Origin of the sequence: Pseudomonas sp. Sample_11 (assembly GCF_004307505.1) — a bacterium.
Lineage (GTDB): Bacteria > Pseudomonadota > Gammaproteobacteria > Pseudomonadales > Pseudomonadaceae > Aquipseudomonas > Aquipseudomonas atacamensis.
Window position 1 is genome coordinate 1 of sequence record NZ_RCOD01000040.1, and the last position, 20,647, is coordinate 20,647.

Sequence of the window (20,647 nt, forward strand, 5' to 3'; positions counted from 1 at the left end):
CCTGGCGATTTACCAGCCTCCGCTCGGGACAGCCTGCCGCCTCCGATCGGTCACCTACCGGTGGCAAACACACACGCCTAGCCAGTACGGCCATTTGTCGAACACCCCAGTAGGGCCGAGTGCGCGGGAAAAACCCGCCATCCGCCCAGGAAGACCGAACATGAACTCTTCAGTTTCCGCTTTGCCACTGTCCACCCTCGATTCTGCCAACGAAGCGCTGACCCTGCGTCTGCCCAGCTCGTTGCAGCTCAAACAGCAACTACCGCTCAGCCACTCCCTGCATCAGCAGGTCACTGCCCATCGCCAGGCGGTGCGCGCCATCCTCGACGGTGAAGACCCGCGCCTGCTGGTCATCGTTGGCCCCTGCTCCATCCATGATCCGCAGTCGGCAATCGAATACGCCAGCAAACTCGCTCGCCTGGCCGAAGATGTCAGCAGTGAAATGCTGCTGGTCATGCGTGCCTACGTCGAAAAGCCGCGAACGACGATCGGCTGGAAAGGTCTGGCCTACGATCCGCATCTGGACGGCACTGACGACATGGCTGCGGGTCTGACGCTGTCGCGCGAACTGATGCTGGAAATGATCCGGCTCGGACTACCGGTCGCTACCGAACTCCTGCAACCCATGGCCGCCAACTACTTTGATGACCTGCTGAGCTGGGTGGCCATTGGTGCCCGCACCACCGAATCGCAAATCCACCGCGAAATGGCCAGCGGCCTGAACATGCCGGTGGGCTTCAAGAACGGCACCGACGGCGGCGCCGCCGTTGCTGTCGACGCCATGCGCTCGGCAGCCCATCCGCATCGGCACTTCGGCGTCGACAGCCAAGGGCATCCGGCGATCGTGCAGACAGCCGGCAACGCTGACACCCACATCGTGCTGCGCGGTGGCCATCAAGGGCCGAACTACGATGCAACCAGCGTGGCCAACATCAGCGCCGAGCTCAGCCGACTGAAGATCCCCAGCCGGATCATGGTCGATTGCAGCCATGCCAACAGCGGCAAGGATCCACTGCGCCAGCCGGCAGTCTTCAATGACGTCCTTGAACAACGCCTGCGTGGAAACCACTCGCTGATCGGCATGATGCTGGAATCTCACCTGTTCGAAGGCTGCCAGCCGCTGAGCAGTTCTCTAAGCTACGGCGTATCGATCACCGACGGCTGCCTCGGCTTCGATGCAACTGAGCGATTGCTGACCGATGCCGCACGACGCGTCGCGCAAGCCGAACGTTGATCGAACCGCCCTCCCGCTCATTCAAAGCGCGGAGGGCCGGCATTCACTGGCAAAGCCTCCACGCTGATTTGTCTAACGGGGGATTGCTGACTGACATCGTCCAGACGCTCCACGGTGTAGGCGATCTGCACCGTTGTGCCGTGATGCTCACGCCAGAACCGGTGAGGGACGATGAAACACACCGCTTGACCAGCCGTCTCCCGCGTAATTTCAAGATCATCCCGGTGACTGAAGAACTCACCGTCACACTTGAGATAGACCAACTCATCCTCTTGCACCTGCGCCCCTTCGATGAGAACGGAAACGCCGTCGACCGAATCCTTCAGTGACAACACGTTTTCAACTGCCTCAACGACATCCGGCGCAGGCAATTGCGCACGCACTGCAGGCCCGAGGAAAACCGTGGCAGGCTCGGACGCTCGAACCGTTCCACAGCGTTGTTCGACACGGTAGGCGACGACCACTTCACCACCTCGGTGAGCTTCGATGTAGCTCCCCGGCACCCAGAACGACAGGCATTGCGCGACGGAGTAGGCCTCCACGTTCAATGTGTCGGTAAAGATCTCGGGCGAGGTATCGCCGTGCCAGGACAACATCACCCGATCACCCGCCGACATCCTCGCGTAAGGCTGCAGAGTCACCAGGGTGCCCTCTGCCACTCGCGATGGCTCCAGCGCTCCGTTTACCGAGCCTTCGATCTGTGGAGCCAACAATTGCGTGCGCATATCGCCCACAGACAGTTGCAGGCGTGCAGATTCCAATGCCTTGGGCGCGGACGCATTGTGAAGTGTCCAGTAAACCTCCAGCGAGCCTCCATCCAGCGCAGCCACATGCATGGCCTTGATGACGAAGATTACGTCCCTGCCGACCTGAGCCTGGCTGATGAATCGAACACTCTCGTATTGATAGGTGAAGCCTTCGATATCCAGCCCCTCCCAATACAGCGTCAACTGATCGCCGCAGCTCATGTTGGCATAAGGAGAAATGCGAACGATGGCTTTGACCAGTGAAGGATCCAACACGCTCCCACTGAGCCCGTCAATCATCGGCGCGACAAGAGGTTCGATGGACACTTCGGCAACCATCGGCTGACGCATCCGCCAGCAAAACTCGACTTCATGGCTATTCATTTTCGTTTCCACTCCCTGGAAAACGTGCCGCCCCGAATGGCGACACTGACATCTACATTGAGGACTTCTTCGAATGTTCTTGATGTCAGCCGAATACACCGCGACGACGGCGTAAGCGCTACTCGCAAGGTAGGCAACCGGGGCGTTCGCGCTGTTATGCCGACAAACGACCCACTGAACTTCCGATTCGGATTTCACAGCTCTCCGAAATTTCGTACGCCTCGTAGTCCATTTTCAAACACAACGCGAAGCCTCTTCGTACTTCCTCAGCGACAGGGGTGTTTTAGAGTGGCTCGGTGATTTCCCGATGAACTTCTACGAAAAAGGTAAGAACATGCAACGGAATGCTACAACTCGTTATCCCATCCTGTTGGTCCACGGTCTGTTCGGGTTCGAGCGTATCGGTCATTTCGAGCTGTTCCATGACGTCAAATCCGCGCTGAAAGCGGCTGGCTGTCGATTGTTTGTTCCACACCTTTCGGCCACCCACGACAATGAAATGCGGGGTGAGCAATTGCTGTCACAGATGGCCTGCGTGCTGCGAGGCACAGGCGCGAAGAAAGTCAACCTTATAGGACACAGTCAAGGTGCACTCGCTGCACGCTATGCGGCAGCGCTTGCACCAAACGTCGTCGCTTCAGTCACCTCCGTCAGTGGTCCGAACCATGGTTCGGAGCTCGCCGACTTCCTGCGCAAGGCACTGGTCCCGGGCAAGCTGCCGGAGGTCGTTGCACAAAACGTGGCGACGCAATTTGCCGATTTGTTGTCGCTGCTCAGTGGCAGCGTGGCACTGCCACAGAATGCAGTGGCCGCACTCAACGCACTGACCACCGTCGGCGTCGGGCAATTCAATGACAAATTCCCACAAGGACTGCCACACACCTGGGGCGGTCACGGCCCGGAGCAAGTCAACGGCGTGCGTTACTACTCGTGGAGCGGGGTTGTTGCGCAATCCAGGCTGCCGGCGCTGGATCCGCTTCAAGCAACCTGCCGGGTCCTGTCGCAATATTTCACCACCGAACCCCAGCAGAATGACGGCTTCGTCGGACGCTTCAGTAGCCATCTCGGCCAAGTGATCCGCTCTGATTATCCAATGGATCACCTGGCGAGCTTGCGGCGCAGCCCGGGCGTAACCGCGTCTTCGCCGGACCCTATCGAGCTGTACGTCGAGCATGCCCGGCGCCTGCGTGCGGCGGATCTTTGAGTAGAGTCAGGAAATCAGAATGGAACTTTGCCGAGAATTCACCGACTGATTCCGGTACGCTCCACCTTTTATTGAAACAGTTCGGAGAATTCCCCATGGCCAAAGCCACTGCCCGCCACATCCTGGTTTCCAGCGAAGACAAGTGCAACGAACTCAAGGCTCAGATCGAAGCCGGCGCCGATTTTGCTGATGTAGCCAAAGCCAACTCCAGCTGCCCATCCAGCCGTCAGGGCGGTAACTTGGGTTCGTTCGGTCCTGGCCAGATGGTCAAGGAATTCGACACCGTGGTGTTCAGCGCGCCGATCAACGTCGTGCAAGGCCCGGTGAAGACCCAGTTCGGTTACCACCTGCTGGAAGTCACCAGCCGTCAGGACTGATTCGTCGTCCTGTTGCTGACAACGGCCCACCCTTTGGTGGGCCGTTGTGTTTCGGTTACATATACGGCTGGCGAGTGGCGCGCCGCTCGCGTACAACTTGCGCTTATCGATTTTGCGTTCCAAGGCTGACGATGCGACTGGTTTTTCCCACACTGATGCTCACCGCCCTCGCCCTGCTCACGGGTGCCGCCGGTGCGACCGCTGCCCCGCAACACGCACTGACCGTTTACGGCGAACCGGCCAAATACCCCGCCGGCTTCGGCCATTTCGACTACACCAATCCGCAGGCGCCGAAGGGTGGGACGATGCGGCGCTCGGCAATCGAAATCGGCCACTTCGATCATCTGCTGCCTTATATAGACAAAGGCATCGGCGTCACGCAGATCGACGGCCTGCTGTATTCTCCGCTGGCACAGCGCTCGCTGGATGAGCCCTACACGGTGTACGGTCTGGTGGCGGAGAAAATGGAACGCTCTGAAGACGGTCTGTCGCTGCGTTTCTTCATCAATCCGAAGGCGCGTTTTGCCGATGGCAAACCGATCACCGCCGAGGACGTTCGCTACACCTACAACCTGCTGATGACCCAGGGCAGCCTGCGTTATCGCACCCAGTTTGCCGACGTCAAAGGCGTCGAGATCGAGGCGCCGCTGACCGTGCGCTTCGACTTCAAAAGCAACGAAAACCGGACCCTGCCCCTGGATATCGCGACCCTGCCGGTGTTCCCCGAACACTGGTGGAAGAGTCGTGATTTCGCCGGCGGCGGTGGTTATGAACCGCCGCTGGGCAGCGGGCCGTACCGGGTCGGCAAGGTCGACTCCGGGCGCAGCATCACTTTCGAACGCAATGGCGACTGGTGGGGCAAGGACCTGCCGGTCAGTCGCGGCCTGTACAACTTCGACCATTTCAGTATCGAGTACTTCGGCGACACCGACGTCGCCCGTCAGGTGCTGCGTGGCGGTGCCTATGACTACAACCGCGAGTTTTCCGCGACCGGCTATTCGATCGGCTACGACAGTCCCGCCCTCAGCGATGGCCGTTTACAGAAGGCCCACCTCGCCACTGAAGCGCCGCAATCGGCCCAGGGTTTCGTGTTCAATCTGCAAAAGCCGATGTTTCAGGACCGTCGCGTGCGCCAGGCGCTGGCGATGCTCTGGGATTTCGAATGGAGCAACCGGCAGATGATGCGCAACGTCTATATCCGCCAGCAGAGTTACTTTTCCAACACCGATCTCGCCGCCCGGCAGCTGCCCGACGCTCAAGAGCTGAAGATTCTCGAACCGCTGCGCGGTCAGGTGCCTGAGGAAGTGTTCAGCAAAGTCTTCGAGGCGCCGAAGACCGACGGCAGCGGCATCATCCGTGACAAGCAGTTGCAAGCCCTGCAACTGCTTGAGCAGGCCGGCTGGAAACCGGATGGCGATCAACTGGTCAACGGCGCCGGCGAGCCGCTGAGCTTCACTTTTCTGGTCAGCCAGAACGGCATGGACCGCCTGCTGTTGCCCTACAAGCGCACGCTGAAGCAGATCGGCATCGAGCTGAATATCCGTCGCATCGACGCCTCGCAATACGTCAATCGCCTGATGAGTCGCGACTATGACATGATCGTCACCGGCTACCCCGTTACCACGTCTCCGGGCGGTGAGTTGCTCAACTATTTCGGCTCGGCAGCGGCCAACGATCCCGGCGCGAACAATTACATGGTGTTGAAAAACTCGGCGGTCGATACCTTGATCAACGGCCTGATCCGCGCTTCGACCCAATCGGACATGTTGCACTACGCCCATGCGCTGGACCGGGTGCTGCAATGGAATTACTACTGGATTCCCAACTATTACCCGCCGGGCACCTCGACCGTGTGGTGGAACCGCTTCGGCATTCCCACGGTGCAGGCGAGCAATGACGAAGCCATCGAGAGCTGGTGGGAAATCAGCCGCACGCCACTGACCAATCAGCAGATGACCGCCGAGAAAATCAGTCGCGGCAGACCCGGAGGGCCGCACTGATGTGGGGTTACATACTGCGGCGCCTGCTGCTGATCATTCCGACGCTCGTGATCATCCTGCTGGTCAATTTCGTCATCATCCAAGCCGCGCCCGGCGGACCAGTGGAACAAGCCATCGCCCATCTGCAAGGCATTGGCGGCGCCAGTGTCGGCGGCGGAGCCGGCGAGACATCGAGCAACGCTTCGCGCGCCAGCCGTGGCCTCGATCCGCAATTGATCAAGGACATTGAAAAACAGTACGGCTTCGACAAACCGGCCCACGAGCGCCTGTGGCTGATGCTGAAGAATTACGCGCAACTGGACTTCGGCAAGAGCTTCTTCCGTGGTGCAACAGTCACCGACCTGATTCTGGAAAAGATGCCGGTGACCATTTCGCTCGGACTGTGGGCGACACTGATCACCTATCTGGTGTCGATCCCGCTGGGCATCCGCAAGGCTGTGCACCACGGCAGCCATTTCGACATCTGGAGCAGCACGGCGATCATCATCGGTTACGCCATGCCGGCGTTTCTGTTCGCGATGTTCCTGATCGTGGTATTCGCCGGCGGTACTTCGTTGAACTGGTTTCCGGTGCGCGGACTGGTTTCGGACAACTTCGAATCGCTATCGACCCTGGGCAAGATCGCCGATTACTTCTGGCATCTGGTGCTGCCGGTCACCGCGCTGGTGATCGGTGGATTCGCGACCTTGACGATCCTTACAAAAAACTCGTTCCTCAGTGAAATCACCCGACAGTACGTAGTAACGGCTCGCGCCAAAGGCTTGAGCGAACGCCGCGTGCTGTACGGACACGTGTTTCGCAACGCCATGCTGTTGGTGGTCTCGGGGATACCTCAGGCGTTCATCAGTGTGTTCTTCGCTGGCTCACTGCTGATCGAAGTGATCTTCTCCCTCGATGGCCTTGGGCGCATGAGTTACGAAGCAGCGGTATCGCGGGACTATCCAGTGGTGTTCGGTTCGCTGTTCATCTTCACCCTGTTCGGCCTGCTGATAAAACTGATCGGCGACCTCTGCTACACCCTGGTCGACCCGCGTATCGACTTTGCCGCGAGGAATGCCTGATGTTCAAGCTCTCGCCTTTGGGTCGTCGCCGTTTCGAACGCTTCAAGAAAAACCGTCGTGGCTGGTGGTCGCTGTGGCTGTTCATCGGCCTGTTCCTGCTGACGCTGGGTGGCGAATTGATCGCCAACGACAAACCGTTGATGGTCAGCTATCAGGGCCAATGGTACTTCCCGGTGTTCAAGCGCCATACCGAACAGGAGTTCGGCGGGCAACTGCCGTTTCAGGCCGATTACCGCAGCGATTACGTGCAGAATCTGATTCGCAAGGACGGCGGCTGGTTGCTGTTCCCGCCGATTCCGTTCAGCGACGACACGCCCAACTATGACCTGAACAAACCGGCGCCGAGTCCGCCGACTTCGGTCAATTGGCTCGGCACCGACGATCAGGCGCGCGACGTGCTGGCGCGGGTCATCTTTGGTGCCCGGGTGTCGATTCTGTTTGCCTTGATGCTGACCTTTGTCAGCGCGCTGATCGGTATCGCCGCCGGCGCGTTGCAGGGCTATTACGGTGGCTGGGTCGACCTGCTCGGACAGCGCGTGCTGGAAGTCTGGTCGGGGCTGCCGGTGTTGTATCTGCTGATCATCCTTTCCGGGTTCGTCGAGCCGAATTTCTGGTGGCTGCTGGGGATCATGGCGCTGTTTTCCTGGTTGGCGCTGGTGGACGTGGTGCGCGCCGAGTTCCTGCGCGGGCGCAATCTGGAATACGTCAAAGCCGCACGCGCCCTGGGCCTGACTGACCGCAAGGTGATCTTCCGGCACATTCTGCCCAACGCAATGAACGCGACGCTGAGCTACCTGCCGTTCATTCTGACCGGGGCCATTTCAACGCTGACCGCGCTGGATTTTCTCGGTTTCGGCATGCCGGCCGGCAGTGCCTCGCTGGGCGAACTGATCGGTCAGGGCAAGCAGAACCTGCAAGCGCCGTGGCTCGGGTTGACCGCGTTCTTCACCCTGGCGTTGATCCTTTCGTTATTGGTATTCATCGGCGAAGCGTTGCGCGACGCTTTTGACCCTCGATCCTGAAGCGTGACCATGACTGAAAACCTGATTGAAATCCGCAATCTCAACGTCGCCTTCCATGGCCAGACCGTGGTGCGTGACCTGTGCCTGGATATCCGCCCCGGTGAGTGCCTGGCACTGGTGGGCGAATCGGGCTCGGGGAAATCGGTGACCGCGCATTCGATCCTGCAACTGCTGCCTGAGAGCGAGGCGCAAACCCGTGGCAGCATCCGCTATCGCGGGCAAGAATTGCTCGGTGCTGATCCGAAGGTCTTGCGAGAACTGCGCGGCAATCGCATCGCCATGATCTTTCAGGAGCCGATGACTTCGCTCAATCCGTTGCACACCATCGAAAAGCAGATTGGCGAAACCCTATTGCTGCACCGCGGCCTCGGCGGCAAGCAAGCCCAGCAGCGCATTCTCGAATTGCTCGGACTGGTCGGTATTCAGAAGCCCAAGGAGCGTTTGAAAGCCTATCCGCATCAGCTCTCTGGCGGGCAACGGCAACGGGTGATGATCGCCATGGCCCTGGCCTGCGAACCGGAGTTGTTGATTGCCGACGAGCCGACCACGGCGCTGGATGTCACCGTGCAGCGCAAGATTCTCCTGCTGCTCAAGTCCTTGCAACAGCGGCTCGGCATGTCACTGCTGCTGATCAGTCACGATCTCAATCTGGTGCGCAGCATCGCGCAGCGGGTGTGCGTGATGAAGGCTGGCGAGATCGTCGAGCAGGCGCCCTGCGAAACCCTGTTTACCGAACCCAAACACCCTTACAGCTGCGTGCTGTTGAACGCAGAGCCGGAAGGTGAAGCCCTGCCCCGTGACGAACGTGAAAATGTGCTGGAAGTCGCTGACCTGCGCGTCGATTTCCAGGTCGGCGGCGGGTTGTTCAGGCGCAAGCAGTATCTGCGCGCTGTCGATGGCATCAGTCTGAATATTCAGCGCGGCAAGACCTTGGGCATTGTTGGCGAGTCCGGTTCGGGCAAGTCGACGCTGGGTCAGGCGATCCTGCGTTTGCTGGACTCCGAGGGCAGCATTCGTTTTCAGGGCGAAGCGCTGGATGGACTCAATCAAAAGCAATTGCGCCCGTGGCGGCGGCAGATGCAGGTGGTGTTTCAGGACCCGTTTGGCAGCCTGAGCCCGCGCATGTCGGTGGCACAGATCATCAGCGAAGGTCTCGAAGTGCATTGCGAGTCGACCGCAAACGAATGTGATAAGCAAGTGATTCGCGTGCTCAGGGAAGTGGGGCTCGATCCGGAAAGCCGCCATCGCTACCCGCATGAATTTTCCGGCGGCCAACGCCAGCGCATCGCCATCGCCCGGGCCTTGGTGCTGAAACCGGCGCTGATCCTGCTCGATGAACCGACCTCGGCCCTCGACCGCACCGTACAGAAACAAGTGGTCGCCCTGCTCCGTGATTTGCAGGAAAAATACGGTTTGACCTACCTGTTCATCAGCCATGATCTGGCGGTGGTGCGCGCGTTGGCACACGACATGATCGTGATCAAGGACGGCCAGGTGGTCGAGCGTGGTGCCAGTCACGACGTGTTTGACAACCCGCAGCATCCCTACACCAAAGAGCTGCTGGCGGCGGCGCATCCGGGGTAGGTTTTTTCTGTAAATCCGCGGCGCGGCATTCGCGAGCAGGCTCGCTCCCATATTGGAATGCAGCCCCCTGCTCGCGAAGGGACCGGTACCGGCAACAAACAATCAGGATCAGCCTCCATGAACACCACCGAAAGCCTCAAGGACTACCAACGGGTGCGCACCCTGGCGATCCGTTCGCTGTTCGAGATCATCGAGCAATCCAGTGAGGGCACGGTGATTGTTGACCGCGATGCGAATATCGTCTGGATGAACGAACGCTACGCCCGGCGCTTCGGTCTCGATTCAGCGGCAGGCGCTATCGGCAAACCCTGCGAAAGCGTGATCCCCGGCAGCCTGCTGCGCGAGGTGGTACGCACCGGTCGGCCGATTCTGCTGGACATGCAGGACACGCCAAAGGAACCACTGGTGGTGATGCGCCTGCCAATCCACGACGACGCCGGCAGCGTGATCGGCGCCATCGGTTTTGCCCTGTTCGACGAGTTGCGCACGCTGTCGCCGATGCTCAAGCGCTACCTGAGCATGCAGGAAGAACTCGCCTCGACCCGCTCGCTACTGCGTGCGCGGCAGACCAAATACAACTTCGCCCACTTCATCGGTACCAGCGCTGCCAGCCTTGAAGTCAAACGACGTGCGCGCCGCAGTGCCAGCGCTGATTCGCCGGTTTTGCTGCTGGGGGAAACCGGCACAGGTAAAGAGTTGCTTGCCCAAGCGATCCACAGCGCCTCACCACGCGCGCACAAAGCCTTCGTCAGCATCAACAGCGCGGCAATTCCCGAGGCGCTGCTGGAAGCCGAATTCTTTGGCACTGCACCCGGCGCCTTTACCGGCGCTGACCGCAAGGGCCGCACCGGTAAATTACAAATCGCTCAGGGTGGCACGCTGTTTCTCGATGAGATCGGCGATATGCCGCTGCCGCTGCAAAGCAAACTGCTGCGCGTGTTGCAGGAAAAGGAGTTCGAGCCGGTCGGCTCCAATGAAGTGATTCAGAGCGATGTGCGGGTAATCGCCGCGACGTCGACGGATTTGCAGGCGGCGATCAAGCGCGGCGAATTTCGCGCCGATTTGTACTACCGCCTCAACGTACTGCCAATCCAGGTGCCGCCGCTGCGTGAACGTCTCGATGATCTGCCGGCGCTGAGCGAAGCGATTCTCGAAGAACTGCGCAGCCAGCATGAATTGCACCGCGATGCGCTGGCGTTGCTCGGCCAGCATGCCTGGCCGGGCAACATCCGTGAGTTGCGCAATGTGCTGGAGCGGGCGGCGTTGCTCAGTGATGATCTGATGCTGACCGAGCAGGATATTCGCGGGGCGATTGGCACCTTTACTCCGGTTGAGCGAACGTCCGAGCCGAGCATGCAAGCCTCCGCTGGGGAGACATTTGCACAGGCGCGGGCGCGGTTTGATCGGCAGTTGATCGAGTCGACCCTGGTGCAATGCGCGGGAAAAGTGCCGGAGGCGGCGGTTCGGCTGGGGCTGGGGCGGTCGACGCTGTACAAGAAAATGGCTGCGCTGGGGATCGCAGAGTCTACATAAAGAGACACTGATCTCATATCTTGGATAGGTTTTAAAGATCAAAAGATCGCAGCCTTCGGCAGCTCCTACAGGGTAGATACGTATTTCCTTGTAGGAGCTGCCGAAGGCTGCGATCTTTTCGGTCTCACAAAGGAGACAAATTCTTCGGCACAATTCCACCCTTTTACGAAATATCTATAGATATCAACATGTTAGGTATTTGGCACAGTAATCGCTAACACCTCTCCACAACCGTTCCACCCACAAAAATAACAATCCTGGAGAGACACACCATGAGTGTGATCATTGCCTTGGCAGCCCTGACGCTGCTGATGCTCGCCGCCTACCGTGGCTACAGCGTCATCCTCTTTGCCCCGATCGCCGCCCTCGGCGCGGTCCTGCTCACCGATCCGTCCGCCGTTGCCCCTGCGTTCACCGGGGTGTTCATGGACAAGATGGTCGGTTTCATCAAGCTCTATTTCCCGGTATTCCTGCTCGGCGCGGTGTTCGGCAAGCTCATCGAACTGTCCGGTTTCTCGCGCTCGATCGTCGCCGCTGCGATTCGCCTGCTTGGCACCAAACAAGCGATGCTGGTGATCGTGCTGGTGTGCGCCTTGCTCACTTATGGCGGCGTGTCGTTGTTCGTCGTTGTCTTCGCTGTTTACCCGTTTGCAGCGGAGATGTTCCGCCAGAGCAATATTCCCAAACGCCTGATCCCGGCGACCATTGCCCTCGGCGCATTCTCGTTCACGATGGACGCCCTGCCCGGCACGCCGCAGATCCAGAACATCATCCCCAGCACCTTCTTCAACACCACCGCATGGGCGGCGCCGTGGCTGGGTGTGATCGGCACGATTTTCGTGTTCTGCGCCGGCATGCTGTTTCTGCAGCGCCAACGCAACAAGGCGCAACGTGCCGGCGAAGGCTACGGCACTGAACTTCGCAACGAACCGGAAACCGCCGAAGACCTGAAGCTGCCCAACCCGTGGATTGCCCTGTCGCCATTGCTGGCGGTGGGCATCATGAACCTGTTGTTCACCCAGTGGATTCCGCAGTGGTACGGCAAGACGCACAGCCTCGCACTGCCGGGCATGGCCGCGCCGGTCACTACCGAAATCGCCAAGCTCACGGCGATCTGGGCGGTGCAGGCGGCGTTGCTGGTCGGCATCCTCATGGTCCTGGCGTTCGGCTTCAAGGCGATTAAAAGCAAGCTCGCCGAAGGCAGCAAAAGCGCGGTCAGCGGTGCGTTGCTCGCGGCCATGAACACCGCGTCTGAATACGGCTTTGGTGCGGTAATCGCTTCGCTGCCGGGGTTCCTGGTGCTGGCCGACTGGCTCAAGCAGATTCCCAATCCGTTGGTCAACGAAGCGATCACCGTGACACTGCTCGCCGGCATTACCGGTTCGGCTTCGGGCGGTATGAGCATTGCGCTGGCGGCGATGTCCGAGCAGTTCATCAGTGCAGCGCACGCGGCGAATATCCCGCTGGAAGTGCTGCACCGCGTGGCCGCGATGGCGAGCGGCGGCATGGACACCCTGCCGCACAACGGCGCGGTAATCACGTTGCTGGCGGTGACCGGGCTGACCCACCGCGAAGCCTACAAAGACATTTTCTGTATTACGCTGATCAAGACCCTCGCGGTTTTCGTGGTGATCGGCACTTTCTACGCCACTGGCATTGTGTGAGGTATTCATGACCACTCTTTCCGGCAAGACAGCCTTGGTAACCGGCTCCACCAGCGGCATCGGCCTGGGCATCGCGCTGATTCTCGCGAAAGCGGGCGCCAACCTGATTCTCAATGGCTTCGGCGACGCCTCGAAGGTGATCGCCGACGTCGCTCAGTACGGCGGCAAGGTCGGCCATCATCCCGCCGATGTCAGCGACCCGGCGCAGATTGCCGACATGGTCGCCTACGCCGAGCGCGAGTTTGGCGGCGTCGACATTCTGGTCAACAACGCCGGCATTCAGCACGTTGCGGCCGTAGAAGAGTTTCCTGTTGAGCGCTGGGATTCGATCATCGCGATCAACCTGTCATCGGTATTTCACAGCACGCGGTTGAGCCTGCCGGGCATGCGCCGCAAGAATTGGGGGCGCATCATCAATATCGCCTCGGTGCACGGCCAGGTCGGCTCCACCGGCAAAGCCGCGTACGTTGCCGCCAAGCATGGCGTGATCGGCCTGACCAAAGTGGTCGGGCTGGAAACCGCGACCAGCAATGTCACCTGCAATGCGATCTGTCCGGGCTGGGTGTTGACGCCGCTGGTGCAGAAGCAGATCGATGATCGCGCGGCCAAGGGTATCGATCCGCAGCAGGCGCAGCATGATCTGCTGGCGGAAAAACAGCCGTCGCTGGAGTTCGTTACACCGCAGCATCTGGGTGAGCTGGTGTTGTTCTTGTGCAGTGAAGCCGGCAGCCAGGTGCGCGGCGCGGCGTGGAATATTGATGGTGGCTGGCTGGCGCAATAAACACCTGGCCATTGTGGGAGCGAGCCAGCTCGCGAATCCGATAAGAAGAGGCAAACCCATGTCCGACATCCTCTGGCAACCCGACGCCCAGCGTATCGCCGGTTCGCGTATGGACGTTTTCCGGCGCGAAATCAATCAGCGGCATTCGCTTGAGCTCGACGACTTCCCTGCCCTGCACCAATGGAGCATCGATCAGCGCCCGGCGTTCTGGCAGGCGATCGTCGATTTCTTCGACATCCGCTTCCACACTCAGCCAGACGCCATCTTGCGTGAAGGTGCAGAAATGCCCAGCGCCGAGTGGTTTCCGGGCGCGACGCTGAACTTTGCTGAACACCTGCTGCGCCGCCGCGACGATGCCGTGGCGGTGGTTGCTGTGGCGGAAAACGGCCAGCGCGAACAACTGACCTGGGCCGAACTGGCCGAACACGTCGCCGGTTTTCAGGCGAGCCTGCGCGCAACAGGCGTTGGCCGGGGTGATCGCGTGGCGGCTTGCATGCCCAACACCTGGCAAACCCTGGTGGCGATGTTGGCCACCACCAGCCTCGGCGCGATCTGGTCCTGCTCGTCGCCGGACTTCGGCACCCACGGCGTGATCGATCGCTTTGGCCAGATCGAACCGAAAGTGCTGCTCACCTGTGCCGGTTATCAATACGCCGGAAAAATCCTGGATCAGACCGCCAAGCTCAACGAAATCCTGATACAGCTGCCGTCGCTGCAGCAGTTGATCATCGTCCCGTACGCCCGTCCGCAAGCGCGCATCGAGGATTATCAAACCCACGCTGATGTCTGCTTGTGGGAAGACTTCTATCAACCCGGCGGCGAACCGGTTTTCACCCCGGTGCCGTTCAATCATCCGCTCTACGTGCTGTACTCCAGCGGCACCACTGGCGTGCCGAAATGCATCGTCCACAGCACCGGCGGTGTGCTGCTGCAACACGTCAAGGAACATGGTTTGCACTGCGACCTCGGTCCCGATGACCGCTTGTTCTACTACACGACCTGCGGCTGGATGATGTGGAACTGGCTGGTTTCGGCGCTCGCAGTCGGCAGCGCCGTGGTGCTCTACGACGGCTCGCCGTTCCACCCGAATCACCAGCGCCTGCTCGACCTGATCGACGATGAACGCATCAGCGTGTTTGGCACCAGTCCGAAATTCCTCGCGACGCTGGAAAGCAGCGGCGCCAGGCCCCGCGAAAGTCATGACTTGAGCAGTTTGAAAACCCTGCTGTGCACGGGCTCGGCTTTGTCACCGCAAAGCTACGATTTCGTTTACCGCGACTTCAAAACCGATGTGTGCCTGGCTTCAATGTCCGGTGGTACCGACATCGTTTCGTGCTTCGTCAATGGCAACCCGCTGTCAGCGGTACGTCGCGGAGAAATCATGGGCAAGAGCCTGGGCATGGCCGTCGAGGTGTGGAACGACGCTGGCCAACCGGTGATCGGTGAGAAAGGTGAGCTGGTCTGCACACGGCATTTCCCGGCGATGCCGATCGGCTTGTGGAATGACCCCGACGGCTCAAAACTCCGCCAGTCCTACTTCAGTCTGTTCCCCGGCGTCTGGGCACAAGGTGATTACGCCGAACAGTTGCCCCACGGCGCGATGATCATCCATGGCCGCTCGGATGCGGTATTGAACCCGGGCGGCGTGCGCATCGGCACGGCGGAAATCTATCGTCAGGTCGAGAAAATCACCGAGGTACTGGACAGCGTCGCCATCGGTCAGCAGTGGCAGGATGATGTGCGGGTCGTGCTGTTCGTGCGTCTGCGCGATGGTGTCGAACTCGATCAAGGGCTCGAACAGCGAATCCGCGAAGTGATCCGCGCCAATACCACGCCGAGGCATGTCCCGGCGCGGATTGTTGAAGTGACGGACATACCGCGCACCATCAGCGGCAAAGTCGTGGAGCTGGCGGTGCGTGATGTCGTGCATGGAAGGCCGGTAAAAAACACCGATGCACTGGCCAATCCCGAAGCGCTGGAGCAGTTTCGGGATCGGCGCGAACTGGCCATGACCGAAGTTATTCAACACTGAATTTCGTCTGGCGCAGCCTCAATTCAGCTGTATTACAACTTCACCGGTAAGGGGCTGATCTCCACTGGCGTCGATCGCTGCGCGCATGATGCTGAGATTCAGCGAAAACAACGCTTCGTTTGTTTTCAACAAACTGAGCAAGGCAATAACGAGCATCAGCGAGTCGGCATTGAGGAGCGCTTGAGCACTTTCGTGAAAACCGCCAGTGATAGGCTCAGACCGGGGCAAGCGTCCCTTTGCCAAGTTTAGTAAAGGCGCCACATCCAAACCTGCCTTACCATCTCGGGTCGCCCCCTCGGCAGTGATCAGACTGATCTTGGCGGGGTTGACCCGAATCATTTCGTGGATGAGGTCATCAGCGATTTCGCCGTAACCTGTCAGGCTGAATCGCTGGTTGAAGTTACGTGTATTGACCGTCATGTACTGAACACGTTTTTTATCTGTAGCTTCTGCGCTCTTCCATTTACTGTAATCGAATGGATTTACCTCAATGACGCCATCATCTAGTTTCAGGCTATCCAACAGGAAATTACTGGCGGACGTTCCGCCGAAATCCAGCCTGATGGCGCTTAGCAGATTGGACAATTCGTCACGCGCCGCCGCGGTACTGCCAAAAAACAATCCAATCGCGGGGTCGGTTTTGAAATTCAGCGCCGGAGAGCCCAGCATTTCAATTGCGCTGTCTATTTTGAAACGGGCCAGTGGCAGACTGCGCTCGAGAATGTGAGCTGTAAAAACACCCGGAACCGGTTTCTGCAGTAATGGCAGACTAAACTTCTCTTGCAGGTCGAAATTGACGAGTCGTTTTCCCCACGGCTTACCTAGCCGATTGGCCGCGTACCACTCACTGCTTTTCTTGATGGCACAGACATTGAAAGAAGACGCGGTGCTTCCAAGCGGGCGCCACCTCCCGAAACCAACATCGGTAGCATTCGCCAGCTTGTGAAATTCCCGCGCCGTACCGGTCAGTCTGCTCATCTGGACAACGGCAGATTCCACGACTTTTGCGCCCGACGCGCCCAAATGCATGACGCTTTTGAACAATGCTTTCGACGCTTGGTATCCAGCAGTTGGCAATCCATCAATCGGATTGAAAGTCGAGACTGTCAGAGAAATGCCAAACCTGACGAGGCTGCCGATTTTTGCCGTCAACGAAACTGTTTTGGCTGCGATATACAGAATTTTAGCCGGGGCACCCAGTACAGTGAAGAAAATACCGATAGCATCCATCGTGCACGCGTAAATTCCGTCAACCACCTGATTTCTATTTCCGGAAGCCAAGTCTTCGATACATTTCTTGAACGGGACACACAGGTCAATAATATACGCCAGCACCTCGTTATAAGTGTTCTCCGCACGCTCTTTATCAGTGTATTCGGTGAAGACTTCCCTGAAATCCTGGAGGCTGCCCAATGGTCTGTTCTTCACAACAAATTGGGCAATATTTTCGATATGCTCATTTACGAAAAACTGATAATGATTACGAACGACCCGCGACGCAGAAGTCGGAGCGATAACAGTGCCAAGTTTCTCTATAACCATAATCCCAGAAGCATTCGGCGACGGCCTTTTTCCGACAATGTAACTATCGAAATCAGTTGGAACGTTATGCGTGGGGGGCAAAGGGAAAAATGCATCATCGGGCTTCCCTGTGTATTCAACCCTTCCAGGCATGTCCATTTTTTGGGTATAACTAATCAATTTGCCTAGCTCATCGTTTCTTCTGCACTCCCCCAGCAAGGTAAACATTTCATAGCATAAAGTCTGATTATTCCCGAAGGAAGCTATCATAATTACGCCGAACCGCCCCACCGCCTGGTCTTTCTTGAGCTGAACTTCGATATTTTTGGGTGGCTGATTACCCGCGCCGACCAAGTTATAATTAGCCGATGACGGATAGTAAACCTCTGCAACCGAAGGACGTACAGTAAAAAACGTGATCTTGCTTGAGGCAAAGACATCTCGATCGGCTCGAGGAATTCCTGCTATCGCAAGCTTTATGTTTGAAGCCATCGCCTTATGAATATTGCAGTGATAGCTAACGAGTTCAGCTTCGAATGCTGGTTTGATGGCAGGCAAGGCCAAAAGCTGCGGATATTTATCGAAAATGCCGGGCTCTTTATTCCAATCCCATGTTCCGGACGCCAGCAACCCTTCGATATGAAGATCAAGCATCGACACTCTCATTGCAGAATAAGTCTCAGGACGCAAAAGAGGTTGTTCAATAACATCAAAATCAGCAACCGCCTGCTTCAATGCAGTCATCGCCAGTCGTTTTCGATTGGGCGGAGCCGCCCCAAATGCCTTGACTCCCAAAACAATATCATCCACGTGCGTTTTATACGCATTCAAAGCGTCTTGAGCTGCTGTAAGAGCAGACATGTTCAGCTGCTCATGAGTGATGACTTCATTCACCAATGCCCAGTCAATGATAGGGTCGATCGCAGTAATACCTTGCAGCTCCCCCAATACCGGACTGACCGTTTCCATGCTTGCAAACTTCATGACTTGTTCATATGTCATGAAGCGAGAGACGCCTCGACAATTGATCTCGATAAAGCTCACCGCCTGGCAAAACGTCACCCAGCCGATCGAGCCAGCGTAAAGCTCTTGGGGCAGATTTTTAACCAAGAGACAAGGCGCTACATGAGCCAGGAGCAGGTGGGAAGCGAGAGGAATAATCGAGTGCGAATGGCCCTTTGCTACAAGGTAAGCCTCAAAATTTTCACGTATGGCATATAACGGCCTATCAGCCATGGTGCTCGAATCGTATATATCAAAGGTTCCGATGCAGTTGCGCTTGCCAGTAACGCCTATGGATGAATCCAACTGCAAAATTATTGCAGTGAGCAATACCTGAGCTAGATCGTCACTACTGATTTCCTCGGAATCCTTTGCCCCCCACCAGTCCAGTGCAATGACGTATTCCTTGGCAATTTTCTGCGATGCTGGATGACGAACCAGCATTGCAACGACCTCGTTAGCGCTGTCCCAATTAACGGTAGTAGCGTTATACGGTCTGACGCTTCTGAAGATTGTGTTAAGTAGATTCTCATTCGCAGGGAAAAGTTTACTCGTCACCGCGCGAATCTCTGCACACTGCTGTGGTGTCAAGGTGATCGACGTATCATTTAGCCCAGTTATCTGCCCCCAGTAATTACCAAAATTATCTCCTTCAGGCCACTTCCACTCCAAAAAGCCAATCAAGTTTTCTAGTTTTTCTCTGTCATCCGGCACGTTGAACCCGTGAAAACGCAACCACTGCGACAACAGCACTGCGTTATCAAGGTGAACGAATCCACCAAGACCTGCTGCAATAGCGACTAACTTCTCGAACTTCTCATTCGCGCCAGGATTACTCTTGACGTTATCCGATACATCCACCCACCCTTCATGAGTAACGTATATGTGAATTTCACCCGAAGACGTAACCCTACTGTAGGTGCCAGAACCGAGTAAGCTCATCAGATCCTGAAGCATCTCGCTGGCCGGTTTCTGTAAACGTCCAAAAGAGGATTCAGGCGAGAGCCAGATGATCTTTTGGTCGTCGTTTGAAATATCCCGTGCAACGTCTTCCGGAGCTTCAGCAAGAAATCTTTTCATCTGGCCTAGAAGTGCCATTCGTTCTAATTCATCTGCGGCAGAACAACGCACATTATCGGCAGCGCTCAATTTGGCAAGAGCTCCTGCACCACATCGATTTTTCATTTTATTGACCTGTTTATTTACATGGACTTGCTATCGAGATCGCAAATCTAATAAAAACAGGCGAAACCACAACTAACCAAGTATTAGTCTAGATTTCAAACATCTATCACCTGACCGCTCAGCCGCCTACAGACACGACAACTTACTCCACCAACCCCCAATCCCCTGTCGATGCTTTTTCGTTGATTGGAGAATCAAGTTTAAGCTTGATGCCTAACCGTAAGTTGTTTATCGAATCCGCGTTTTTCAAAGCTTCTTCTACTGTAATAACACGCGCAAGGACTAACTGTAAAAGTGCAGCATCGAATGTCTGCATGCCTGAGTCTTCGGATTTCTCCATGATACTTTTCAACTCAGCCAACTCATTGCGACGGAGCGCATCAGCAACAGTCGGCGTACCTAATAACACTTCCACGGCCGCCCTGCGCTGGCCGTCCACAGTGCGGAGCAGACGCTGCGAAACACAGGCTTTGAGGTTGTTGCCCAATGTCTGCAAAAGCTGTTCGCGCTTCTCCTCGGGAAACATATTGATGATTCGATCCAGCGCCTGATTGGCGTTGGTCGCATGCAGCGTCGACAACACAAGATGGCCGGTATCAGCGAATGACAGTGCATGCTCCATGGTTTCGCGGTCACGGATCTCACCAATCAATACAACATCCGGAGCCTGGCGCAGAGTGTTCTTCAAAGCCGCATGAAAGCTTCGGGTATCTACGCCGACTTCACGCTGATTGATGATCGAGCGCTTGTGCCGATGGATATATTCGATCGGGTCTTCGATCGTCACAATGTGTCCGGCACTGTGACGGTTGCGGTGATCGATGAGTGCCGCCAGTGAAGTCGACTTGCCTGAGCTGGTCGCGCCGACAAAAAGAATCAGGCCACGTTTGAGCATCACCGTTTCCAGCAGCACCGGCGGCAGCTTCAGGTCTTCGAATCGCGGGATGTCGACCTTGACGTTGCGGATCACGATCGAAACGTCGTTGCGCTGCTTGAAAATGTTCACCCGGAACCGCCCGACGCCCGTTCGGGAGATTGCCAGGTTCATTTCCAGATCCCGGTCGAACTCCCGGCGCTGCTCGGCGTCCATCAGGGAGGTGGCGATAGCCGCGGTTTCGCCGGGTTTGAATGGCTGATCGCTGAGCGCTGTCAGCACGCCATCAATGCGCGCGCTCGGCGCTGCGCCGGTAGAGAGGAACAGATCCGAGCCGTTTTTTTGCGACAATATTGACAACAGTGCATCGATTTCCATGGCTGAAAGCACCCGCGAAGCATTGAATGAGCAAATTTGGCCGACGCTTGGCGCGGCTCCTGCAA

The 20,647-nt window shown here is 57.4% G+C and carries 14 protein-coding genes; 11 read left to right on the plus strand and 3 right to left on the minus strand.

Translation table 11 applies throughout. From position 1 onward, the window contains the following. Positions 1 to 160 precede the first annotated feature (160 nt). Positions 161 to 1,234, plus strand: coding sequence for a 3-deoxy-7-phosphoheptulonate synthase (locus D8U60_RS10220; RefSeq protein WP_122746391.1), 1,074 nt, complete (start codon positions 161 to 163; stop codon positions 1,232 to 1,234). A gap of 17 nt (positions 1,235 to 1,251) precedes the next feature. Here the strand turns inward: D8U60_RS10220 and D8U60_RS10225 are convergent, their stop codons facing one another. Then, entirely contained in the window at positions 1,252 to 2,364 is a 1,113-nt protein-coding gene (locus D8U60_RS10225) for a hypothetical protein (protein WP_130900051.1), read from the minus strand. A 334-nt stretch (positions 2,365 to 2,698) separates the two neighbouring features. On the opposite strand from D8U60_RS10225, the gene D8U60_RS10230 reads away from it, so the two are divergent. The 10 genes from D8U60_RS10230 (at position 2,699) to D8U60_RS10275 (ending at position 15,622) form a co-directional block, all read left to right on the plus strand. Beyond that, the gene (locus D8U60_RS10230) at positions 2,699 to 3,568 is read left to right on the plus strand and encodes a triacylglycerol lipase (RefSeq protein ID WP_130900070.1); all 870 of its coding nucleotides are present in this window, start codon (positions 2,699 to 2,701) and stop codon (positions 3,566 to 3,568) included. A gap of 95 nt (positions 3,569 to 3,663) precedes the next feature. Beyond that, a complete protein-coding gene (locus D8U60_RS10235) occupies positions 3,664 to 3,945 on the plus strand; it encodes a peptidylprolyl isomerase (protein ID WP_130900052.1) in 282 nt (93 codons plus the stop codon). Between the two features lie 131 nt (positions 3,946 to 4,076). Continuing rightward, entirely contained in the window at positions 4,077 to 5,945 is a 1,869-nt protein-coding gene (locus D8U60_RS10240) for an extracellular solute-binding protein (RefSeq protein WP_130900053.1), read from the plus strand. After that, positions 5,945 to 7,006: a microcin C ABC transporter permease YejB gene (locus D8U60_RS10245; protein ID WP_130900054.1), complete on the plus strand. Its 1,062-nt coding sequence runs from the start codon at positions 5,945 to 5,947 to the stop codon at positions 7,004 to 7,006. The genes D8U60_RS10240 and D8U60_RS10245 overlap by 1 nt, the downstream gene beginning before the upstream one ends. Then, a complete protein-coding gene (locus D8U60_RS10250) occupies positions 7,006 to 8,028 on the plus strand; it encodes an ABC transporter permease (RefSeq protein ID WP_122610514.1) in 1,023 nt (340 codons plus the stop codon). The genes D8U60_RS10245 and D8U60_RS10250 overlap by 1 nt, the downstream gene beginning before the upstream one ends. 9 nt (positions 8,029 to 8,037) lie before the next feature. After that, complete coding sequence (locus D8U60_RS10255; RefSeq protein ID WP_130900055.1) at positions 8,038 to 9,612, plus strand: ABC transporter ATP-binding protein; 1,575 nt, start codon at positions 8,038 to 8,040, stop codon at positions 9,610 to 9,612. Between the two features lie 117 nt (positions 9,613 to 9,729). Beyond that, positions 9,730 to 11,145 carry a sigma 54-interacting transcriptional regulator gene (locus tag D8U60_RS10260; RefSeq protein ID WP_130900056.1) on the plus strand — a complete coding sequence of 472 codons (1,416 nt, stop codon included), beginning with the start codon at positions 9,730 to 9,732 and terminating at the stop codon, positions 11,143 to 11,145. 272 nt (positions 11,146 to 11,417) lie between these two features. Further along, positions 11,418 to 12,809 (plus strand): GntP family permease, encoded by a 1,392-nt coding sequence (locus tag D8U60_RS10265; RefSeq protein ID WP_016774505.1) that lies wholly within the window; start codon positions 11,418 to 11,420, stop codon positions 12,807 to 12,809. Positions 12,810 to 12,816: 7 nt separating this feature from the next. After that, entirely contained in the window at positions 12,817 to 13,590 is a 774-nt protein-coding gene (hbdH, locus tag D8U60_RS10270; RefSeq protein WP_130900057.1) for a 3-hydroxybutyrate dehydrogenase, read from the plus strand. A gap of 58 nt (positions 13,591 to 13,648) precedes the next feature. Next, complete coding sequence (locus D8U60_RS10275; protein ID WP_130900058.1) at positions 13,649 to 15,622, plus strand: acetoacetate--CoA ligase; 1,974 nt, start codon at positions 13,649 to 13,651, stop codon at positions 15,620 to 15,622. An 18-nt stretch (positions 15,623 to 15,640) separates the two neighbouring features. On the opposite strand, the gene D8U60_RS10280 is transcribed toward D8U60_RS10275, so the two are convergent. Together D8U60_RS10280 and D8U60_RS10285 are read right to left on the minus strand one after the other, a co-directional pair. Then, a complete protein-coding gene (locus tag D8U60_RS10280) occupies positions 15,641 to 19,330 on the minus strand; it encodes a hypothetical protein (RefSeq protein ID WP_153188789.1) in 3,690 nt (1,229 codons plus the stop codon). Positions 19,331 to 19,472: 142 nt separating this feature from the next. Next, positions 19,473 to 20,582, minus strand: a complete 1,110-nt coding sequence (locus D8U60_RS10285) for a PilT/PilU family type 4a pilus ATPase (protein ID WP_130900060.1) — start codon at positions 20,580 to 20,582, stop codon at positions 19,473 to 19,475. Between the last annotated feature and the right edge of the window lie 65 nt (positions 20,583 to 20,647).